This is a genomic window from Escherichia sp. MOD1-EC6842 (genome assembly GCF_002965705.1).
GTDB classification, from domain to species: domain Bacteria; phylum Pseudomonadota; class Gammaproteobacteria; order Enterobacterales; family Enterobacteriaceae; genus Escherichia; species Escherichia ruysiae.
The window spans coordinates 236276-257966 of sequence record NZ_PTRF01000004.1 but is presented as its reverse complement, the minus strand read 5'-3'; the positions used below and the strand labels follow the sequence as shown (position 1 = coordinate 257966).

The following is a 21691-nucleotide window of genomic DNA, read 5'->3' as shown; positions in this document are numbered from 1 at the left end:
ATTCTTTAAAGCTAAAAAGATTATTTCGCGTTGTAATTACGCAGCGCGTTACGCCCCAGCACAATCCCCGCTCCAACCATACCGCCCAGCAGCACAGCCAGAATCAGTGTGATGGCCTTTTTCGGGCTATCGCGACGTACTGGCAGTGTGGGTTTCATAACGTAACGGTAGGCATTTATATTAAGATCATCAACCTTCAGGCTTTCGATATCCAAAAGGTTTTGACGAGTCTGGTAGTAGCCAGGAGAGAAAACCAGCGGACGGGTCGCTTCATGCTTGATCATCGACTCCAGTGCATCACTACCCAGAAGGAACAACGTATCCTGCGTTACGTCTTCGGTCTGTTGAATCTGTGGCTTTGCCAACTGTGCCTGATTCGCATATTGCAACGCTTCCTGAATCTGGCGGATACGCAGATCTTTTTGCTCCTGCGCCACCACTTCCTGCGTTTTCAATGAGTCTTTCAGGGTTTTCATACCCAAGGCAATATTATCTTTCAGGTCCTTTTCCAGCTCTTCATTCACCTGGTCATCAACCTGTTGAATATATTCAGCCAGCTTCTTCTGTGCGTCCGCCGCAGTTTGCCCGACATAAGAAACAGCTAACGGCAACGGCTGGTTTTTAACAGAAGGTTCAATGGTTAGTTTTTCTGGTTCTTCCTGATTATCCAGCGTTTCGGCTAATGCAGAGAAGGCAGAACTGAAGCGACCAATTAACGCCTCCTGTAAATCCGACACTTTCGGTGCAGCCGGACCATAGATAACATTCATGGCATTGTTATAGCCAGCAATTTGCCCCACATCTGGCTGAGTAACAATGGCTGTCGACGTCCATTTCTCTTTCGCGACCGCCAGATATCCGATAGCCAGAGCGATTGCCACAATAACAGTGATGAAGATGGTCACCTTCCCACGCCACAACTGCATCAGTAAATCAATTAAATCAATCTGTTCCGGGTCATGGTTATGCCCAGGAATATTATTATTTTCAACTCTCATCATTACCCTAACAGACGGAAAATTTCAGGTCGCCATAGTTTAGCGATAATTTGCATGAATGCTATAGGAGTAACAATAAAAATACTGAATTAATCCACAAACATTAAATGACGTGCGTACAGAAAACCATCATGATAACAATAGGTTAGTCACTACCGAAAAGATCACGGGTATAGACCTTATTTGCTACATCCTTAAGCTCTTCAGACATACGATTAGAAATGATGACATCAGCCTGTTGCTTAAACGTTGTGAGGTCACGTTCCAGTCGCGAGTTGAAGAACGATTCTTCCTTCATCACTGGTTCATAAATGATAACTTCAACACCCTTAGCTTTGATCCGCTTCATAATCCCCTGAATGGACGAAGCGCGGAAGTTATCCGAACCACTCTTCATAATCAGACGATATATTCCAACTACTTTAGGTTTGTGCGACAAGATAGCATCAGCGATGAAGTCTTTCCGGGTACGATTAGCCTCAACGATGGCGGAGATAATATTATTGGGAACAGACTGATAGTTTGCCAACAGCTGCTTAGTATCTTTCGGTAGACAGTAGCCACCGTAACCAAATGATGGATTGTTGTAGTGGTTGCCGATGCGCGGATCAAGACAAACGCCTTCAATAATTTGACGGGTGTTCAATCCTAAACTTTCTGCATAACTATCCAGTTCGTTAAAGTACGCCACACGCATCGCGAGATAGGTATTAGCAAAAAGTTTAATTGCTTCAGCTTCTGTTGAATCAGTAAACAGGGTCGGAATATTTTGTTTGATTGCCCCTTCTTGTAATAACGCGGCAAAACGCTCTGCACGTTCAGAACGTTCGCCGATCACGATACGAGAAGGATGAAGATTATCGTAAAGGGCTTTACCTTCGCGAAGGAATTCGGGGGAGAAAATAATATTTTCGGTGTGGTATTTCTTATGCATAGCGGCGGTAAAACCTACCGGAACCGTGGATTTGATAACCATTACCGCCTGGGGATTTATCTCTGTTACATCTTTAATTACTGATTCTACGCTGGATGTATTGAAATAATTAGTTTTAGGATCATAGTCAGTCGGAGTTGCGATAATCACATAATCTGTATTCTGGTAGGCTTCATTTTTATCTAAAGTGGCATTAAAGCATATTTTATCTGATTGCAAATACTGCTGAATCTCCTTGTCAACAATAGGAGATATCCTATCATTCAACATTGCGACGCGTGCTGGTAAAATATCTAATGCTACAACCTCATGATTTTGTGCGATTAAAAGCCCATTTGAAAGGCCTACATAACCAGTACCGGAAATGGTGATTTTCATTTCATGCTCTCAGAATTAACTTAACTATGAATCATGATGTTTTTAGCATCCTGATAAGAGTTAAAAGTTTTAACGCTACGATGATGACTGGTCAACGCAACGAAAAACAATTCAGATTTTCTTTATAAGAATAGCTAATATTTATTAAGTTAATATTAAGCAATGAAATTTAGTCTATAAGATTTATGGCAAAAAAAAGCCCAGCGATAAATGCCGGGCCTTAGTTTATTACTGATTAAATCAGATTAATCCAACCATTCGGTGTGGAATACCCCTTCTTTATCAATGCGTTTATAAGTATGCGCACCAAAATAGTCACGCTGTGCCTGGATCAGGTTCGCAGGCAGTACTGCGGCACGGTAGCTGTCGTAATAGGCAACCGCAGCGGCGAAGGTCGGAACCGGGATACCGTTCTGTACCGCATAGGCTACTACATCACGCAGAGCTTGCTGATAATCGTCGGCGATTTTCTTGAAGTACGGTGCTAACAGCAAGTTAGCGATCTTCGGATTTTCAGCGTAAGCATCAGTGATTTTCTGCAGGAACTGAGCGCGGATGATACAGCCAGCACGGAAGATCTTCGCGATTTCACCATAGTTCAGATCCCAGTTGTACTCTTCAGACGCGGCACGTAGCTGTGAGAAGCCCTGAGCGTAAGAAACAATCTTACCCAGATAAAGCGCACGACGAACTTTCTCAATGAATTCAGCTTTGTCGCCTGCAGGTTGTGCTTGCGGACCGGACAGTACTTTAGACGCCGCAACACGCTGCTCTTTGAGAGAAGAGATGTAACGTGCAAACACTGATTCAGTGATCAGTGACAGAGGCTCACCGAGATCCAGTGCGCTCTGGCTGGTCCACTTACCAGTACCTTTGTTAGCTGCCTCATCCAGAATCACATCGACCAGGTAGTTACCGTCTTCATCTTTTTTAGTGAAGATATCTTTAGTGATGTCGATCAGGTAGCTGCTCAGCTCACCGTTATTCCACTCGGTGAAAGTCTGAGCCAGTTCTTCGTTGGAAAGGTTCAGGCCACCTTTAAGCAGAGAATAGGCTTCCGCAATCAGCTGCATATCGCCGTATTCAATACCGTTGTGAACCATTTTTACGTAGTGACCTGCACCATCGGCACCAATATAGGTAACACACGGTTCGCCATCTTCAGCTACAGCAGCAATTTTGGTGAGGATTGGCGCAACCAGTTCATAGGCTTCTTTCTGACCACCAGGCATGATGGAAGGCCCTTTCAGCGCACCCTCTTCACCGCCGGAAACACCAGTACCGATGAAATTAAAACCTTCTGCGGAAAGCTCACGGTTGCGACGAATGGTGTCCTGGAAGAAAGTATTACCACCATCAATGATGATGTCGCCTTTATCGAGGTATGGTTTCAGGGAATCAATAGCAGCATCCGTGCCTGCACCTGCTTTCACCATTAACAGGATGCGACGAGGCGTTTCAAGAGATTCAACAAACTCTTTCACCGTATAGTAAGGAACCAGTTTTTTGCCTGGATTTTCAGCAATCACTTCTTCCGTCTTCTCACGGGAACGGTTGAAAATAGAGACGGTATAACCACGGCTTTCGATGTTGAGCGCAAGGTTGCGCCCCATCACTGCCATACCGACGACGCCAATCTGTTGCTTTGACATTGTTTACTCCTGTCAGGGGTGGTCACCGCGGGGTTGCGCGGCTTGAAATATGAAACAGATGTTAACTCAAGTTACATATATGTGTGTAGTGCTGTATATCATAGTCATCCCAACAAACTGTTTATATCTGTTGGTTGTTAAGTGTTGAGCATACCCTCGTTTGCATACATTGTTACATAAGATTATGTCAGTTACGTAAAAGAACAATATTACTTAATACTGTATTGACATATGTTTTCGCCTGACTCTCATCATTAGCTTCAGTATAGCAACGAAGCTCAGGCGCATTACCTGATGGGCGAAGATGAATAACAGCACCGTTTGAAAGTGTAAATCTTGCACCATCTGTTTCATCAATATCAATGCAAGTCAGTGTTGAAAATCCCAACTTATTTAAAAAAGCATCGGGCGCTGAAATCGCATCATTAATTATTTTTTTGCTTTCAACGCTTGGGAAATCTTTTACACGATCGGACCAAGTAAAACGCTGAGGAAGACTTTCAACTAATGTTGATATTTTACCTTTACTGGCTGTCGTTAATAACATTAATACAGGTAATATCGCGTCGCGGGTTGGTAACGCCTTTAACGTTTTTCCATTAATCAACAGGTCTGATGCCAGAAGAAAACCACCATTGGCCTCAAAACCAGCAATAGCGTCGTATCGATTCTTAAGTTCTTCAAACGCAGCAATAACATACGGGGAACCGATTTTTGTACGTTGAATACATGTGAATTTGTTTGATAGCTCAACTGCGGTATTACAACTGACTGGAATCGCTAATGCCTGAATTTTTAAAGCATCAGCAGTTAGAAGTCCCAGGATATCACCTCTTAACCACTCACCTTTTTCATCTGCTACAAGCGGTCGGTCACCATCTCCATCGGTGGAGAAGATAGCGTCCAGCTTAAATTTCTCCGACCATTCACGCGCTCTTACTCGATCTTCCTCACTAACTGCCTCTGTATCAATGGGAACAAATTCATCACTTCTGCCCAAAGATACAACTTCAGCACCTAATTGACTAAATAATGGGGCATATAAATCCCTACCGGCACTAGAGTGTTCGTAAATACCGATTTTTTTGCCTTTTAGAATATTTTCATCAAATAATGACACATATCGTGCTATGTATGAATTAGCACCTTGAGAACTAGTTTCCAAATGAGGTAATGCAGTTACAGGAGAAAACGTATATTGACTATTTGCTATCGCAACTTCATCTTCTTTTGTAATTTCCCCATCTGGTCGATAGAATTTCAATCCATTGCGATCAAATGGGATATGACTTCCGGTAACCATAATGCATGGTATGCCTTTCTGCATCGAATAATATGCCAACGCTGGTGTAGGAATGACACCATGATATTCAACGTTGAACCCATGTTGTTTTATTGCATATGCGCATGCCTGTGCAATTTTATAACTACTGGGACGGTTATCGATTGCTAAGGCTACCGTATTAAAGTTAGATTTATTTTGTACAACTGAAAGGAAAGCATGGGTGAACGCAGCGCATACATCATGGGTAAAATCAACGACTAAACCGCGCGCACCACTAGTGCCGAAAGCAATGTTGCTTTGATCAATAACTTTATTAGCATTTAACATGATGATTACTTTTTAATAAATTGAGGGAGTTTTGAAAGGTTTTTATACGCTAAGGCTAATGGCCAGATAATACCATTATTCCTCATAACACGAATATCTTCCATTGACTTATTAACCATTGAAGATATTGAGCGATTGCTAATTCCGCCAACACGCATCTTCACTAATACTTTAGGTAAATAAGCTACCGAAACTCGTTGTTTTAGAATATAACGCAATAATGAGTCATAATCAGCAGAAATCCGATAATCTAATGAAAAATCACCAAATTTATTATAACATTCACGTTTCATATAAAATGATGGATGAGGTGGCATCCAACCTAATTTCATTCTCACACGGCTAAACGTGCCACTTTTCCATAATCTAATACGTTTAGCCGTATCATTCTGAGAAACGTATTCCAGATCACCATAAACAGCATCACACCCCGAATTTTCAAATGTTTTTGCTATATCTGCAATAACATCATCATAAGCAAGTAAGTCATCAGAATGTAAAAATCCAATAACATCACCAGTAGCTACCTGAATACCTTTATTCAGCGCATCGTAAATACCTTTATCTGGCTCGCAAATGATTTTTGAAACTCTTGTACAATTACTTTTAATTAGCTCAATTGTATTATCGTTAGAGGCCCCATCTATAATTATATACTCTATATCTGGATGCGTTTGTTTTTCCAGAGAGAGCAATGTATCAAGCAGAGTTTTTTCACTATTATAGGTTGCTGTAATAATAGAAATCCTCATTAGTATCCAACCCCTGATGAAGAAACTCTTATAACATCATCCTCTTCCAGGTAGACACCGGATCTAACTTCAATTATTTCAAGTGGGATCTTGCCAGGATTTTCAATTGAATGTGGAACGCCAACAGGAATATATGTTGATTCATTTTCTGAAACAAGATAGGTCTTATCCTCAAGATGAACCTTAGCTGTCCCCGATACAACCACCCAATGTTCAGTACGATGATAATGGATCTGTTTAGCCGTAATGTGTCCAGGTAATACAATCACATGCTTTACCTGGAATCGTTCCCCTTCAGCAATAGTATCATGACTACCCCAAGGACGAAAAATTTCCCGATGCTGTAAATATTCTGTTCGATTATTCTTTTTAAGCTGTGCAACTATATTCTTAACTTGCTGAACTTTGTCTTTATGTGCAACCAATACAGCATCTTTCGTTTCAACGACAACCAAATCCTTTATGCCCACTGCACCAATAAGTCTATGCTGCGAATAAAGATAACTATCTGTAGCATCTTCGACCAGTACGTCACCACGAATGGCATTACCGCTTTGATCTTTTGAGCTTATTTCCCATAACGCAGACCATGACCCAACATCACTCCATTGCGCATTTAACGGAACGACGACAGCTTCAGATGTTTTTTCCATAACGGCATAATCAATTGACTCTTCAGGGCAGCAAGAAAAAGAAGAGTTATCCAAGCGGATAAAATCTAAATCTTGTGTCGAGGAAGCTAAGGATTGTTGGCAACTCTCTAAAATATCTGGGCGGAATTTTTTCAGTTCATCAATAAATACAGATGCTCTGAACATAAACATTCCACTATTCCAAAGATAGCCACCATCTGACAAATACCGCTGAGCTAATTCTAGCCCTGGCTTTTCAACAAAAGCTGCAACTTTATAACCTTGCCCACCAAGTGAATCACCTGACTTAATATAACCATATCCTGTCTCTGGAGCAGTTGGAACTATGCCAAAGGTAACCAACTTACCTTGCGTCGCGAAATCCTTAGCAGCCAAAACTGCTGCAATAAAACTTTCTTCATTCTGAATTTCATGGTCAGCTGCAAGAACCAAGAGTATAGGATCCTCTCCAGCTACCGTTGCCTGAAGTGCCGCAAGCGCAACGGCAGGTGCAGTGTTCCGTCCAACAGGCTCAAGCAAAATTCCACTATGCTTTAAACCTACTTTACGCAATTGTTCAGCAACGATAAAACGATGTGATTCATTACAAATAATCAAAGCAGGAGTGTGTTCAACCTTTTCAAGCCGTCGCAAAGTCTCTTGCAACATAGTTAACCGGCTATTTAAGGACAGGAACTGTTTCGGATAAAGTGTACGTGAGAGAGGCCATAATCTGGTCCCAGAACCACCGGCCATGACAACGGGAAGTAGCATATTTATTACCTTGGAATAAAATAATTTTTGGTATACTGATGAACAATAGTGCTATGAAGTAAGGCTTCTACATCAAACCACTTGTAGGAATTATGCTGGGCCGTTGGTAGTCGAATTTGCTGAGGATTAAATTGGGTTTCGTATCCATGCACTATGTAGTGAGTAGAAAAATCGGTCCCAGAAACATTATCATTATAGAAATGTTCATACACCCCAAGAAAATTCGCCTGTTCAAGAGTGATTTGGTAGCCTAATTCTTCAAATGTTATCCTTTTAAAAGCTATCTCGAATGACTCATCCTTAAAAATTCGCCCACCAGGTACAAACCAATAATTTTTCGCAGGGCGATTAAGGCGCTGCCCAAGCAGCACCTCACCTTTATCATTTCTAATTATGAGATCAATCGAGATTAGAGGAGTATGCTCAACTATTGTTTTAAATAACTCAAATTCTAATCTCTTAGTCACAATTAGCCTCGGAAAGTATTTTTATTTTCGAGAAACCATTGATATGTCAATGATAAACCTTCATATAAATTATAGCGATATTCCCAACCTAAATTTTTTAAGCGAGTAACGTCCATTAATTTACGTGGTGTACCATCTGGTTTTGTAGCATCAAAAACAATTTTCCCTTGATAACCAACTACAGAGGCCATTGTTTCAGCCATTTCACGTATAGAACAATCAACACCTGTGCCTACATTAATATGGGATAACATTGGCTGTGTATGTTCTTGATAAATTTTGTCTTCAAGCTCCATAACATAAACCGAAGCTGCAGCCATATCATCAACATATAAAAATTCACGCATTGGAGTTCCCGTTCCCCAGACAATAACTTCTGGTGCACCGCTTTCTTTTGCCTCATGGAATCGACGCATGAGGGCAGGAATAACATGCGAATTTTCAGGATGAAAATTATCATTAATACCATACAAATTAGTTGGCATTATGCTCCGATAATCACGCCCATATTGCCGATTGTAAGATTCACATAATTTTATTCCCGCAATTTTTGCGATGGCATACGGCTCATTTGTTGGTTCAAGTATGCCTGTTAAAAGCGCAGATTCTTTCATTGGTTGATCTGCGAACTTAGGATATATACAGCTAGAACCTAAGAATAGTAATTTTTGAATTCCAACTTTATGAGCTGAATGAATAATATTACTCTCTATCATGAGATTCTGATAGATGAATTCTGCCGGAAAAGTATTGTTAGCATAGATCCCACCGACTTTTGCTGCGGCAAGATAAACTTGATCAATACACTCCTCTTCAAAAAAATGTTTAACATCTTTCTGAATCGTCAAATCGAGTTCTTTATGTGTTTTAACAATTAATTCAATATCATTACGTACTGATAATTGTCTACAGATTGCAGAACCCACCATACCTTGATGTCCTGCGACATAAACTCTTTTCTTTATCATGTATTAACGCTCCAGAGAAACCGAAACATCATAGCCATGGCTTTTAAGAAGCGCATGTTGTTTTGCTTTTAACAAATCGCTAGCAACCATTTCCGCGCACATCTCTTCAACTGTAATCTCTGGCTCCCATCCTAATATATTTTTTGCTTTTGCAGGATCACCTAAGAGGGTTTCAACTTCAGCAGGACGGAAATAACGAGGATCAACCCGAACTATAACATCCCCAACATTTACACCAATAGCACAATCGGAAATTTTATTTACTACTGTAGCTATCTCATCCACACCTTCACCAGAGAATTCAAGTTCGAGACCGACTTCTTTAGCTGCCATACGGACAAATTCACGCACAGAAATCTGTTTACCTGTGGCAATGACGAAATCCTCTGGATGATCTTGCTGAAGCATCATCCATTGCATGCGAACATAATCTTTAGCATGTCCCCAGTCACGCAACGAATCTAGATTACCCAAATATAGGCATTGCTCGATCCCCTGTGAAATATTAGCTATTGCACGAGTAATCTTACGAGTGACAAATGTTTCTCCACGGCGTGGCGATTCATGGTTAAAAAGAATTCCATTACACGCATATATGCCATAAGACTCACGGTAGTTAACTGTTATCCAATAAGCATACATTTTCGCTACAGCGTATGGCGAACGCGGATAGAATGGAGTAGTTTCACGTTGAGGAATCTCTTGAACTAAACCAAAAAGTTCTGAAGTAGATGCTTGATAGAAACGTGTTTTTTTCTCCAACCCACAGATTCGTATTGCTTCCAATAATCGTAACGTCCCTATTGCATCTACATCTGCTGTATATTCTGGTGACTCAAATGACACAGCTACATGAGATTGTGCACCAAGGTTATAAATTTCATCTGGTTGAATCTCCTGAATTAAACGGATCAGATTTGAAGTATCGGTTAAATCTCCATAATGTAATATAAAATTAGGCTCATCTACGAATCGGGATTGATAAATATGATCAATTCTATCAGTGTTAAATGACGATGCTCGCCGTTTTATACCATGTACTTCATAACCTTTTTCAATGAGAAATTCGGCAAGATATGAACCATCTTGCCCAGTTACGCCAGTGATAAATGCAACTTTTTTCTTCATTTTAATCATCTTATATTCCTAAATATTTAATTCGTTATAAACATTAATTGTTTCGTTAACACATTTTGACCATGAAAATTTTCGCGCCTGAAGTAAACCTCTTTCGACCATATCATTTCTTTTTAAATTAACTAATTCTAAAGCTTCTTTTAAAGTGAACTCATTAATATCATCAATATAAATAGGCGCATCTCCCCCTACTTCTGGCAATGAAGATGTATTCGCACAAATAACTGGACATCCGGCCTGCATAGCTTCTATGACAGGTATTCCAAAGCCCTCATAACTGGAGGGATAAACAAGAGCATATGCAGTATTATATTGTATATTTAAATCTTCATTACTCAAAAAAGAAAAATGTTCATATCTATTTTTCAAATATTTCTCAAGGAGTTCTTTTTCATATTTTTTAAGTGCTCCTCCACCTACTATCGTAAGCTTTAAGTCATGTAACTTTCCCACAGCTTTAACTGCAAGAACAAAATTTTTATAACCTTCTCTAGCACCGACAAATAAGACTGAGTTATTGACTCTTATATCCAATAGGTTGGATAGATGTTTATATGATGAAGATACACCATTATAAATCACTCTAATTTTGTCTTCACTAATTGGGCAGTACTTGAGTAAATCCCTGGCTGTGTTGTTTGAAATACAAATTACGATATCACTATTTTTGATAGCATGATATTTTTGAAGTGTATGAATGAATTTTGACATTCCTCCTCTATATTTTTCATATGTGAAATCATGAACAGTTGTAACATTTTTTACATTTAAATAAGGATTTTTATGTACTCGATAATAACTTGAGTGAAAAACGCCACCTTTAACATCAGAAACATTTTTATATCTTTCTAAAACTCTTGGTGTACGATATTGTAACTTTAAGTTATTTGTATCGAACTCAAACTCTTTATTTTTATACAACAAAATTTCAGCCTGGTAGTTTGACTTCGCCATTCCCTGGATCAACTCATTAAAATATACACTTATTCCACCAAATGATTGGAGGTTATAAATAATTCCATCAATAGTTACCATTATCGCCCCCGTAAGGTAATACGTTCGATTAGAACGAACAATATCATAAAGAAGATTAGTAACAACACATATGCAGGCCCAGTAAAATACGTGCCAAATGAAGGTGAAATAAGAATTAAAGAAAGTAGCAGATACGAAGCAGAGTTTGTCATTACGTTTTTATTGAAAACTTTGAGTTTAGCAAAAATATAGCCATAAAATATATTCATAGGTGTCAGGAATGTTAAAATTACCAACCCTACATATCCATAATCAACAAAATTATCCATCCCCTTTGAAAAGGCTGGAGTATGACCAGATTCCGCAGCACCTGGATAATATATTTCATTTACATGAAGGAAGCCATACACAAATGGTTTCTCTGGAAACAAACTTCTCGGTATATAAGACCAAAATTGACTGAAATAAACTGTACCATTAAATAATTTAACTACGCCTTTATCAAGATCCTGAAGCAAATAAATACTATTTTGATATTGATCAAAATAAGACAACACGACATCAACATTCATATTACCAATAGCTAAAAACAAATTATAAAGAATGGCACATGCTGCCAGAGGCGTAACTAAAATGAGTCCAAATTTTAAAAACTTAGATTGATTGAGGCTTAACACTGCAAGATAAAAAATCGCGAATGAAAGAATAAAAGTTTTTGAGCCTAGAAAAAACACCAAGACACAATATAATATAGCACATATAAATAATTTCATTTCTGAGCGTAAAGCTAACGCTCTAGTAAAATAAGATGCTGAAAGCGTACTTAAAGAAAAAGCATATAAAAATCCATTACCTTCTCGATAGTTTTGATAACCGTCCCTTGGATTCATTAACCATCCGGAAATACCTATTTCTGACTTTGAAGAAAGAAGAACAAATAAAGCGACAAATAGAATTAATGTAATGTTGGATATTCTTTTTAATTTACCTTTTGAAATCACATGGTTGAAGGAAATTTCACTTTTTTTAAATACTGTATTGAACACCAAATAAAAGAAAATTATAGACAAAATACCAGTAAAAGAATAGATATTATATATAAATAAAGCTTCATTATAATATTCATTTAAAGCAAAATCCGCACCATAAAAAAGAGGAGCTAAGATATTTTCTAATAAAAAAACCGGAAATAAAATAATCGCATAAATTGTAAATGGATTGGCAATTTTAAGCCTTAGTGTTTTCGTAGCTAATAAAGAAAAAGAGAAATATAATACTATAGCTATTGTAATATTTAAACAATAAATTATGACCACACCCCCCCCTATCTTAGACCGAATAATTTGCGCTTAATTGATTTTGTTTTCTGATATAATATTTGTGGAACAATTTTTTTAAATAAATCCTGCAAGATATTATAAAAAATAAATTTCACCTTGTATGATAGAGGCATGGAAATTTTATTTTTAGCAAGAATATATGCGATTTCCTCCTTAACCAACTCTTTATTAGACTCATTTGAACTTATACCTGAAGCATCCATAATTGATACGGGAAAATTAACATAATGTATTTTATCCGGATCAATTGTTCGTATCAAAAAATCACTATCAGCCGCTATTTTTAATTTTGTATCAAAGCAATTAACATTATCTTTAAAAAGACTTGAGTGCTGAAAAGTCCCCTGATGAGGAGGGAGCGCGGGTCGACCACATTCCCATTTTTTCTTTATTTCCCCATAAATCCCAACTATGTTATCTTTTTCACCAAAATACACATCACCATATATAGTTGTTGCATTCTCATTTTCACGCATAGCATTGATTATTTTTATAAGCGTATTATTTTCATAAAAGGTATCGCCGGCACCCATAAAAATAACCCAATCGCCCGTTATGTGAGGTAGAGCTTTATTCCAAGCGTCGTATATACCTTGATCAGACTCGCATAAAAAATAATCGATGATGTCGGTATATTTTTGTATATGCTTTAGTGTTGACTTATTAGAGTTACCATCAATTACAATCCATTGGATATTATCATAAGTTTGATTTTTAATAGATTCCGCTGTCTTGCAAAAATCATATCCACAATTGTACGTTGATGTTATTATAGTGATCCTTAAGCTATTCATCTCCACTCACTTATTTTTCATAGCAATATATTTCAACCTTAATTCTTTAATCAAGCTCTTAACTTTACTATCAGTACAATACTCGATATTAAATGTGCCAGAAAAACCTCTTATTTTTGGTATTATTGTTCCAATAACTCCTGTTAATTTATTTTTTTCAATCTGTTCAAAAAAAACATGTTCTAAATAAATCCCATCAAGGTCTCGAACATTTTTATAAGAATCAGCAAAGAAGTCATGATATAATTTTTTATTTACCACATAAAACCTTGTGTCAATCATATTCTCCTTCAAAAAAGGCACTGGAATAAAAAAAGCCTTTCCATTGAACGCTTTTATGCATTGCCTATAATTATCAACATATAGTTTTGAGGTGATTTTTGCGAAATGTTCTGCCCCAGATAAATAGTGGCTATTCATTAATGCATATTCAACTATCTCACCTTCTCCGTAACCTTTGCCATAAGATTTAACACTCTCCACATCGTTTTTAAAATGTAATATTTCGATTGAATCCTTATTAATTATTTCTTTATCATTATAGATATCTTTAGTTAGATCATAATCACTACCATCACATATTACGAGTGAATCTGCATTTTTTGACAACTCCCTTATCGCCTTCAATGTAAGTGATAATCTTGCATTTTCATCAGAAAGATTTGTAAGCGGAGCATTAGGTGATATACAAGAAGTCACTAATACCGGGATTTTCATTTTTTCTTTTCCAGCCTCAACGAAATAAGCATTAAAATAAAATAATCGACGGTAACTCTTGCGCTCCAAGCATAAGCAACACCGGCAACAGAAAAATACATAATCGAGAAATATAAAACTAGCAAGTATGGAATACATTCAATAAGATGAATGACCCCCGTAATTTTTGCATATCCTTTCGATTGGATTTGAGCAAACGGAACCTGAGCAAAAGAATTGAATACAAAACCTATCAATAATATTTGAAATATATAAGGACTCTCTGTGCTATATTGTTTCCCAAGCCATAAAGTTATGATATCACCAGCTTTAAAAGAAAATATAATAGCTATAATTATGCTACTTACACCAATTAATAGTGTAGCCTCTTTTATTATTTTTTTTCTCTCACCTTTTGTATTATTCTTACATAGTGCAGGAAAAATTGTCCTTGCGATTGTTGTTGGCAATATAAGTAACTTTGATATCGCATCTGCAGGGGCAATATATAACGATGCTTTAGCAGGACCAACTGCATTTGACAATATAAACCGGTCAATATTTGTAAGCAATGGGTTAATTATACTACTAATACTTGCCCATCCGCCAAAACTTAATAGTGCTTTTGTCTTATTTAAACTAAGATCCATTGTGACTTTGTTATTTCTAAAAACAAATAACACACTTAAAAGAGCTCCAGTTATTCTCGCAATGACCAGCCCCCAAGTAGCATTAAGCAAACTAATATTTTCATGAATAAGAATAATAGGTAGTATTGCAGTTAAAATACCTGTGATTGTTTTTTGTATATTTAATAATTTGAATTTTTCATATCCCTCTAATATCCCCCAACAAACCAAATTCAGAAGGTAGAACGGTAGACAATAAGATAAAACACCTATAGCGTATGCTACATTCTCAGTTTGTTCAGGTCCACTAATTAAGGATGCTATTTTATGATCACTGTAATAGAAAATAACGGAAACAACAATCCCAATAAATATAGTTAAAAATACTGATGTTGTGATTACTTGACTAGTTGCTTTTATATCATTTTTATTTAATGATATCTCGCGCACAACTGCTCGCGAAAGCCCAAGGTCAAATATGCTAGCGTATCCTACTATTGTAAAAAACATTAAAAAAAAGCCAAAGTCTGTTATTCCCAAAGCCCTTGCCAAATAACCCATCGCAGGTATTGACAATAAAGTTGGGATTGCATATCCAGCCAAATTTATTAAACTATTTATTTTAATGCTCATTATTAATGTCTTTTATTAATAATCAATTTTTATAAATGGAGTACCCAAACAATCCTTTGGTGACAAAAGAGGTTCGTTATCTAATTGCCAATCTATGTTTAATACAACATCATTCCACATAATACATCTCTCATGATTTTTTGAGTAAAAATTATTTGTTTTATACAATATTTCTGTTCCTTCTTCTTTTGAATAAAACCCATGAGCAAACCCCTCAGGGATCCACAACTGGCGCTTATTCTCAGCAGATAAATTCACACCAACCCACTTGCCAAACGTAGGTGACGATTTGCGAATATCAACCGCAACATCAAAAACTTCACCGACAACACAGCGTACCAGTTTTCCTTGGGCATAAGGTTCAAGCTGGTAATGAAGCCCGCGTAATACGCCTTTGCTGGATTTAGAATGGTTATCCTGAACAAATTCAACCTTCCGTCCTACAGCTTCTTCAAATACTTTCTGGTTAAAACTCTCAAAAAAGAAACCACGCTCATCACCAAATACTTTTGGTTCAAAAATTAGCACATCAGGAATTTCTGTTTTAATTACGTTCATTTTATTAATAACCCTTAATCATTTTTAGCAGATACTGACCATAAGCATTTTTCTTTAGCGGCTCGGCCAATATCTTCACCTGCTCTGCATCAATAAATCCTTTACGATAAGCAATTTCTTCCGGGCAAGAAACTTTCAACCCTTGACGCTCTTCAATCGTTGCAATGAAGTTACTTGCTTCAATAAGGCTTTGATGCGTCCCTGTATCCAGCCACGCATAGCCACGCCCCATCATAGCAACAGACAAACGTCCTTGTTCCATATAAACGCGGTTAATATCGGTAATTTCCAGTTCACCACGCGCAGATGGTTTAAGGTTTTTCGCCATTTCTACAACGTCATTGTCATAGAAATAAAGTCCGGTTACAGCATAATTGCTTTTTGGCTCTAATGGTTTTTCTTCAAGACTAATTGCCGTACCGTTATTATCAAACTCCACGACACCATAACGTTCAGGATCATTAACGTGATAAGCAAATACCGTTGCACCGCTTTCTTTGTTAACAGCAGCTTCCATTAATTTCGGTAAGTCGTGTCCATAGAAGATATTATCGCCAAGCACGAGTGCACAATCATCACCACCAATAAAGTCTTCACCAATGATAAACGCTTGCGCCAGGCCATCCGGACTCGGTTGTACTTTATATTGTAGATTAAGCCCCCACTGGCTCCCGTCCCCCAACAATTGTTGGAAACGCGGCGTATCCTGTGGCGTACTGATAATAAGAATATCGCGAATACCCGCCAACATAAGTGTTGAAAGCGGATAATAAATCATCGGTTTATCATAAATCGGCAGCAGTTGTTTACTTACTGCCATCGTCACAGGATAAAGACGAGTGCCGGAACCACCAGCCAGAATAATACCTTTACGCGTTTTCATTTCACCATTCCTTTTAATTCATCCCGCTCTGGCATCATGATGCGAGATGCAAAAATTTGTTAAATTGCCGTAGTCGTAAATAATTCGTTGAGCATACGTTTCACGCCCACCTGCCAGTCAGGCAAGACAAGCGCAAAGTTCTGCTGAAACTTTTCTGTATTGAGGCGAGAGTTATGGGGACGACGGGCTGGTGTGGGATAGGCCGTTGTTGGCACGGCGTTGAGTTTGTTAAGAGCAAGGCTGATCCCTGCTTTGCGCGCTTCTTCAAATACCAGAGCGGCGTAATCGTGCCAGGTTGTTGTACCGCCAGCAACCAGATGGTACAAACCAGCAACTTCTGGTTTGTTTACTGCTACGCGAATGGCATGAGCGGTGCAATCAGCCAGTAATTCAGCACCCGTTGGTGCGCCGAATTGATCGTTTATTACAGCCAACTCTTCGCGTTCTTTTGCCAGACGCAACATCGTTTTGGCAAAGTTATTTCCTTTACCAGCGTATACCCAGCTGGTACGGAAAATAAGATGCTTTGCGCAATGTTCTTGTAACGCTTTTTCCCCAGCTAGCTTGGTTTCACCGTAGACATTTAGCGGTGCTGTTGCATCCGTTTCCAGCCATGGCGTGTCACCGTTGCCTGGGAAAACATAATCAGTGGAGTAGTGTATAACCCAGGCTCCGACTTCATTAGCTGCTTTTGCAATCGCTTCGACGCTTGTCGCGTTAAGTAATTGTGCGAAATCCGGTTCTGATTCCGCTTTGTCTACTGCAGTGTGAGCAGCCGCATTAACAATAACATCAGGGCGAATTTTTTTGACAGTTTCAGCCACACCTTCGGGGTTGCTGAAATCGCCACAATAATCAGTGGAGTGAACATCAAGAGCAATCAGATTACCCAGCGGTGCCAGAGCACGTTGCAGTTCCCAACCCACCTGCCCTGTTTTGCCGAAAAGCAGGATATTCATTACTGGCGGCCCTCATAGTTTTGTTCAATCCACGACTGATAAGCACCGCTTTTCACATTCTCAACCCAATTTGTATTAGCCAGATACCATTCCACCGTTTTACGAATACCGCTCTCAAACGTTTCTTGCGGTTTCCAGCCCAATTCGCGGCTAATTTTATCGGCATCAATTGCATAACGGCGATCATGCCCTGGGCGATCGGCAACATAAGTAATTTGCTCACGATAAGATTTCTCTTTCGGTACAATCTCATCCAGCAAATCACAAATTGTGAGCACTACATCGATGTTTTTCTTTTCGTTGTGTCCACCAATGTTATACGTTTCACCCGCTTTACCTTCGGTTACGACGGTATATAACGCACGAGCATGATCCTCTACATACAACCAGTCGCGAATTTGATCCCCATTGCCATAAATAGGTAATGCCTTACCTTCCAGAGCATTCAGAATAACCAATGGAATAAGTTTTTCCGGGAAATGATAAGGACCATAATTGTTAGAGCAATTAGTCACAATGGTCGGTAAACCATAAGTCCGCTTCCATGCGCGTACCAAATGATCGCTGGAAGCTTTAGAAGCAGAATACGGGCTACTTGGCGCGTAGGCTGTCGTTTCCGTAAATAGCGGTAACGCTTCGTTATTATTTACTTCATCCGGATGGGGTAAATCACCATACACTTCATCAGTAGAAATATGATGAAAGCGGAAACTTTTTTTCTTTTCATCATTCAGAGCAGACCAGTAATTGCGCGCTGCTTCTAAAAGAACATAAGTACCCACAATATTGGTTTCAATAAATGCCGCAGGGCCAGTTATTGAACGGTCAACGTGGCTCTCTGCCGCCAGGTGCATCACCGCGTCTGGCTGGTGCTGTGCGAAAATACGCGCCATAGCTACGGCATCGCAGATATCTGCATGCTCAAATGAATAACGTTCAGAATCAGAAACTTCAGCGAGCGATTCCAGGTTTCCGGCGTAAGTCAATTTATCGACATTAACAACACTGTCCTGCGTATTATTTATAATGTGACGAACTACAGCAGAGCCAATAAACCCTGCGCCACCAGTTACAAGTATCTTCACTTTTTTATTCCATATAGCTATAGAGCATGCTGTGAAATAGACTGCTCCAGAATTGATTAATAGAGGCATTAGTGCACGCTACCGCCCCTGGCTTAACAGCTACCAGAGCACTGCGTGCATGACTACGATATGACGAACCTAACTCGCTCGTGCCAAATCCAAAAAATTCAAACGCTAATTGTCTTACCAAACAGCCATAGAAACAAGGAAAATCCTGGAAAAGTTTGACGCGAAGCTGCTTGCTAACTCATTGTTATTATTGGAATTCATAAAAAAACAACGGCAGGAAAATTCAATGCGCAAAACTTATGCTATGAATCTTCACTGCCGTTTTTAATTTCTTACTGACCGACACTTCCTGTCAGATTTTCGTTATTCGCTTAACAACTTCTCAATACCTTTGCGGAACTTCGCCCCTTCTTTCAGGTTGCGCAGCCCATATTTTACAAACGCCTGCATATAGCCCATTTTCTTACCACAATCGTAACTGTCACCAGTCATCAGCATTGCGTCAACGGACTGTTTTTTCGCCAGTTCAGCAATGGCATCTGTTAGCTGAATACGTCCCCATGCACCAGGCTGAGTGCGCTCTAGTTCAGGCCAAATATCGGCAGAAAGCACATAACGACCTACGGCCATAATGTCTGAGTCCAGCGTCTGCGGCTGATCGGGTTTTTCGATAAATTCAACGATGCGGCTGACTTTACCTTCGCGATCCAGCGGCTCTTTAGTCTGGATGACGGAGTATTCAGAGAGGTCACCCGGCATACGTTTTGCCAATACCTGGCTGCGGCCAGTTTCATTGAAGCGCGCAATCATTGCTGCAAGGTTGTAACGCAACGGATCGGCGCTGGCATCATCAATAACCACATCGGGTAGTACGACGACAAATGGATCATCACCAATAGCCGGCCGGGCACACAAAATGGAGTGGCCTAAACCTAATGGTTCGCCCTGACGCACGTTCATGATGGTCACACCCGGTGGGCAGATGGACTGCACTTCTGCCAGCAGCTGTCGCTTCACGCGCAGCTCAAGGAGAGATTCTAATTCATAAGAGGTGTCGAAGTGGTTTTCGACCGCGTTTTTAGACGCATGAGTTACCAGGAGGATTTCTTTGATTCCTGCAGCCACAATCTCGTCAACAATGTACTGAATCATTGGCTTATCGACGATGGGTAGCATCTCTTTAGGAATCGCCTTAGTGGCAGGCAACATATGCATCCCAAGACCCGCTACAGGAATAACTGCTTTTAAATTCGTCATTATTTCATCCACCTGTAAAATGGTTGCTGAATTATAGCTTGTTCGATTTTTTTCGCCAGCATCAATTACCCTGAATTGATTACTGATTTCCTTCCGATGTTACGCCGCTTTGTCCAGGATTGCAGTAGCGTTATTCTTAAGTATGGTGCCATTTTTCCAGGAATGGTCGCAAATCTATCGTTCCCGTTTCGGTAGCCTGAAGTTTATCTTTTCCACATTAACGATATGGTGATTAATCCTGTCGATATCGACAGAGCTTTGTCCTTTTTCATTCACCACATGAACATTTACCAGTGACAGTAGCGTCTCGTTCTTTGCCATAAATGTCCCACGGACATCCTTACGCAAGTCAAAGTTCATGGTCAATGCCGGGCCAACCGAAGATTCTTGCATCACATTGATATTACGCATAAAAAGGTGCTGCGGTTTGTTGTGTAGCTCCAGAGAAGCACGTTTCATCTCAATATTGGTCAGTGCAACAAAGGAGACAGCGTTACCTGCTGAAATTTGTATCCCGCGCAATTTCCTGGCAAGGTCAGTATTATCAAGGTGAATATTATTCAGTCTGAAGTTTTGCGGTATGGAGAGATACCTGCCTTTAATGACGCCGTAGCCGATTAACATCCCGGCACTATTAACCATTTCTATATTGTCAATAACAAAGTTATCACATCCATATATCGCTACAGTGGCGTTATCAATACCGGCTTTCTTGCTGAAATCAGGCGTAATATTGCGCGCTTTGATATTACGGATAATGAAATGTTTACCATTTTCAACATGAATCAGCTGTCGACAATCCGATCCTGTAATATTCGCCACGACAAAGTTTTTCACCGCCTGGTCTTCTGGATAGTTATTATCGTAGGTACTTCCCGCAAGGCCTATGCCGATGCCCCAGTTGATTTTGCCATTAGTACAGTTGATACGTTCTATTACGTGGTCGGAAATTAAAATATCGCGGTCGTTGATTGCCACGTTCCATTCGATGGCGTCGCCCTGTAAGTCGCTGAACTTACAATTGGTGATGTTGGCACCGATAATCTGGTTATGAAATCCCTGGCGTAAGATGGCGTAATTAGCATGGCTCACGGTCAGGTTATCGATGGTCAGGTTGCGCATAACCCGTTTATTTTTGCCGCCGATATAAATCTGCGTTACCGGGCCAAATCCGCTCATCGCCAGCCCTTTGATGGTGCAGTCAGAGCCACGCACATCCAGTGTGATGTTATGCATACTGCCGCCCTCCTCCCCTGTCACCTGGCTGCCGTCCTGTAAGACAAATCGCCCTCTGCCGTTGCCGCGCAGGCTACCGAGAATGTGTAAGGTTTTGCCAGGAGGGATGAAGATGCCGGTGTTGATGTTGTCGCAAACAAATCCGGCAGGCACGATGACCGTTTGCCCTTCGCTAAAGGCTTGTTTAAATGAGGCGATCCAGTCGTGTGGATTGTAGTCGTTGATATTTACGCTTTGTCGGGCGGGAAGTGCACGGGCGAAAGGGGTATGGAGGCAGGCAAGCGCGGAGCTTGCCGTCAGGAAGGTGCGTCGGGAGATTGTTTTAAATGACAT

At 39.7% G+C, this 21691-nt stretch carries 20 protein-coding genes; all 20 read right to left on the bottom strand.

The window, feature by feature from the left end:
• Nucleotides 1-20: 20 nt before the first annotated feature.
• Nucleotides 21-998 (bottom strand): LPS O-antigen chain length determinant protein WzzB, encoded by a 978-nt coding sequence (wzzB, locus tag A7Z29_RS07025; RefSeq protein ID WP_001261963.1) that lies wholly within the window; start codon nt 996-998, stop codon nt 21-23.
• Nucleotides 999-1143: 145 nt separating this feature from the next.
• Nucleotides 1144-2310, bottom strand: coding sequence for a UDP-glucose 6-dehydrogenase (gene ugd / locus A7Z29_RS07020; protein WP_105290005.1), 1167 nt, complete (start codon nt 2308-2310; stop codon nt 1144-1146).
• A gap of 245 nt (nt 2311-2555) precedes the next feature.
• On the bottom strand, nt 2556-3962 hold the full coding sequence (gene gndA / locus A7Z29_RS07015) for an NADP-dependent phosphogluconate dehydrogenase (RefSeq protein ID WP_085460843.1): 1407 nt from the start codon (nt 3960-3962) through the stop codon (nt 2556-2558).
• A gap of 187 nt (nt 3963-4149) precedes the next feature.
• Nucleotides 4150-5574, bottom strand: a complete 1425-nt coding sequence (locus tag A7Z29_RS07010; protein ID WP_000930628.1) for a phosphomannomutase — start codon at nt 5572-5574, stop codon at nt 4150-4152.
• A gap of 5 nt (nt 5575-5579) precedes the next feature.
• Entirely contained in the window at nt 5580-6326 is a 747-nt protein-coding gene (locus A7Z29_RS07005; RefSeq protein WP_001222850.1) for a glycosyltransferase family 2 protein, read from the bottom strand.
• On the bottom strand, nt 6326-7732 hold the full coding sequence (locus tag A7Z29_RS07000; RefSeq protein ID WP_105290004.1) for a mannose-1-phosphate guanylyltransferase/mannose-6-phosphate isomerase: 1407 nt from the start codon (nt 7730-7732) through the stop codon (nt 6326-6328). The genes A7Z29_RS07005 and A7Z29_RS07000 overlap by 1 nt, the downstream gene beginning before the upstream one ends.
• Before the next feature lie 5 nt (nt 7733-7737).
• Nucleotides 7738-8199: a GDP-mannose mannosyl hydrolase gene (locus A7Z29_RS06995; protein ID WP_105290003.1), complete on the bottom strand. Its 462-nt coding sequence runs from the start codon at nt 8197-8199 to the stop codon at nt 7738-7740.
• A gap of 2 nt (nt 8200-8201) precedes the next feature.
• Complete coding sequence (fcl, locus tag A7Z29_RS06990) at nt 8202-9167, bottom strand: GDP-L-fucose synthase (protein ID WP_105290002.1); 966 nt, start codon at nt 9165-9167, stop codon at nt 8202-8204.
• A gap of 3 nt (nt 9168-9170) precedes the next feature.
• The gene (gene gmd, locus A7Z29_RS06985) at nt 9171-10295 is read right to left on the bottom strand and encodes a GDP-mannose 4,6-dehydratase (protein WP_024165189.1); all 1125 of its coding nucleotides are present in this window, start codon (nt 10293-10295) and stop codon (nt 9171-9173) included.
• Nucleotides 10296-10313: 18 nt separating this feature from the next.
• Entirely contained in the window at nt 10314-11339 is a 1026-nt protein-coding gene (locus tag A7Z29_RS06980) for a glycosyltransferase family 4 protein (protein WP_105290001.1), read from the bottom strand.
• Nucleotides 11339-12595 carry an O-antigen polymerase gene (locus A7Z29_RS06975; RefSeq protein WP_000234807.1) on the bottom strand — a complete coding sequence of 419 codons (1257 nt, stop codon included), beginning with the start codon at nt 12593-12595 and terminating at the stop codon, nt 11339-11341. Before A7Z29_RS06975 ends, A7Z29_RS06980 begins: the two co-directional genes overlap by 1 nt.
• An 8-nt stretch (nt 12596-12603) precedes the next feature.
• Complete coding sequence (locus A7Z29_RS06970; RefSeq protein ID WP_105290029.1) at nt 12604-13413, bottom strand: glycosyltransferase family 2 protein; 810 nt, start codon at nt 13411-13413, stop codon at nt 12604-12606.
• Between the two features lie 6 nt (nt 13414-13419).
• The gene (locus A7Z29_RS06965; RefSeq protein WP_105290000.1) at nt 13420-14130 is read right to left on the bottom strand and encodes a hypothetical protein; all 711 of its coding nucleotides are present in this window, start codon (nt 14128-14130) and stop codon (nt 13420-13422) included.
• Nucleotides 14127-15371 carry a flippase gene (locus A7Z29_RS06960; RefSeq protein ID WP_000023341.1) on the bottom strand — a complete coding sequence of 415 codons (1245 nt, stop codon included), beginning with the start codon at nt 15369-15371 and terminating at the stop codon, nt 14127-14129. The genes A7Z29_RS06965 and A7Z29_RS06960 overlap by 4 nt, the downstream gene beginning before the upstream one ends.
• 15 nt (nt 15372-15386) lie before the next feature.
• Nucleotides 15387-15929: a dTDP-4-dehydrorhamnose 3,5-epimerase gene (gene rfbC, locus A7Z29_RS06955; RefSeq protein ID WP_105289999.1), complete on the bottom strand. Its 543-nt coding sequence runs from the start codon at nt 15927-15929 to the stop codon at nt 15387-15389.
• 4 nt (nt 15930-15933) lie between these two features.
• Complete coding sequence (gene rfbA / locus A7Z29_RS06950) at nt 15934-16812, bottom strand: glucose-1-phosphate thymidylyltransferase RfbA (protein ID WP_105289998.1); 879 nt, start codon at nt 16810-16812, stop codon at nt 15934-15936.
• Nucleotides 16813-16871: 59 nt separating this feature from the next.
• Nucleotides 16872-17771 (bottom strand): dTDP-4-dehydrorhamnose reductase, encoded by a 900-nt coding sequence (gene rfbD / locus A7Z29_RS06945; RefSeq protein ID WP_085460855.1) that lies wholly within the window; start codon nt 17769-17771, stop codon nt 16872-16874.
• Nucleotides 17771-18856 (bottom strand): dTDP-glucose 4,6-dehydratase, encoded by a 1086-nt coding sequence (rfbB, locus tag A7Z29_RS06940; RefSeq protein ID WP_105289997.1) that lies wholly within the window; start codon nt 18854-18856, stop codon nt 17771-17773. The genes rfbD and rfbB overlap by 1 nt, the downstream gene beginning before the upstream one ends.
• Before the next feature lie 372 nt (nt 18857-19228).
• Nucleotides 19229-20122 carry a UTP--glucose-1-phosphate uridylyltransferase GalF gene (gene galF, locus A7Z29_RS06935; protein ID WP_105289996.1) on the bottom strand — a complete coding sequence of 298 codons (894 nt, stop codon included), beginning with the start codon at nt 20120-20122 and terminating at the stop codon, nt 19229-19231.
• A 174-nt stretch (nt 20123-20296) separates the two neighbouring features.
• Complete coding sequence (wcaM, locus tag A7Z29_RS06930; RefSeq protein WP_000008753.1) at nt 20297-21691, bottom strand: colanic acid biosynthesis protein WcaM; 1395 nt, start codon at nt 21689-21691, stop codon at nt 20297-20299.

Excerpts from the sequence above, each read along its gene's own strand:
- wzzB (WP_001261963.1), bottom strand. The coding sequence starts at position 998 with ATGAGAGTTGAAAATAATAATATTCCTGGGCATAACCATGACCCGGAA.
- ugd (WP_105290005.1), bottom strand. The coding sequence starts at position 2,310 with ATGAAAATCACCATTTCCGGTACTGGTTATGTAGGCCTTTCAAATGGG.
- gndA (WP_085460843.1), bottom strand. The coding sequence starts at position 3,962 with ATGTCAAAGCAACAGATTGGCGTCGTCGGTATGGCAGTGATGGGGCGC.
- A7Z29_RS07010 (WP_000930628.1), bottom strand. The coding sequence starts at position 5,574 with ATGTTAAATGCTAATAAAGTTATTGATCAAAGCAACATTGCTTTCGGC.
- A7Z29_RS07005 (WP_001222850.1), bottom strand. The coding sequence starts at position 6,326 with ATGAGGATTTCTATTATTACAGCAACCTATAATAGTGAAAAAACTCTG.
- A7Z29_RS07000 (WP_105290004.1), bottom strand. The coding sequence starts at position 7,732 with ATGCTACTTCCCGTTGTCATGGCCGGTGGTTCTGGGACCAGATTATGG.
- fcl (WP_105290002.1), bottom strand. The coding sequence starts at position 9,167 with ATGATAAAGAAAAGAGTTTATGTCGCAGGACATCAAGGTATGGTGGGT.
- gmd (WP_024165189.1), bottom strand. The coding sequence starts at position 10,295 with ATGAAGAAAAAAGTTGCATTTATCACTGGCGTAACTGGGCAAGATGGT.
- A7Z29_RS06980 (WP_105290001.1), bottom strand. The coding sequence starts at position 11,339 with ATGGTAACTATTGATGGAATTATTTATAACCTCCAATCATTTGGTGGA.
- A7Z29_RS06970 (WP_105290029.1), bottom strand. The coding sequence starts at position 13,413 with ATGAATAGCTTAAGGATCACTATAATAACATCAACGTACAATTGTGGA.
- A7Z29_RS06965 (WP_105290000.1), bottom strand. The coding sequence starts at position 14,130 with ATGAAAATCCCGGTATTAGTGACTTCTTGTATATCACCTAATGCTCCG.
- A7Z29_RS06960 (WP_000023341.1), bottom strand. The coding sequence starts at position 15,371 with ATGAGCATTAAAATAAATAGTTTAATAAATTTGGCTGGATATGCAATC.
- rfbC (WP_105289999.1), bottom strand. The coding sequence starts at position 15,929 with ATGAACGTAATTAAAACAGAAATTCCTGATGTGCTAATTTTTGAACCA.
- rfbA (WP_105289998.1), bottom strand. The coding sequence starts at position 16,812 with ATGAAAACGCGTAAAGGTATTATTCTGGCTGGTGGTTCCGGCACTCGT.
- rfbD (WP_085460855.1), bottom strand. The coding sequence starts at position 17,771 with ATGAATATCCTGCTTTTCGGCAAAACAGGGCAGGTGGGTTGGGAACTG.
- galF (WP_105289996.1), bottom strand. The coding sequence starts at position 20,122 with ATGACGAATTTAAAAGCAGTTATTCCTGTAGCGGGTCTTGGGATGCAT.
- wcaM (WP_000008753.1), bottom strand. The coding sequence starts at position 21,691 with ATGTCATTTAAAACAATCTCCCGACGCACCTTCCTGACGGCAAGCTCC.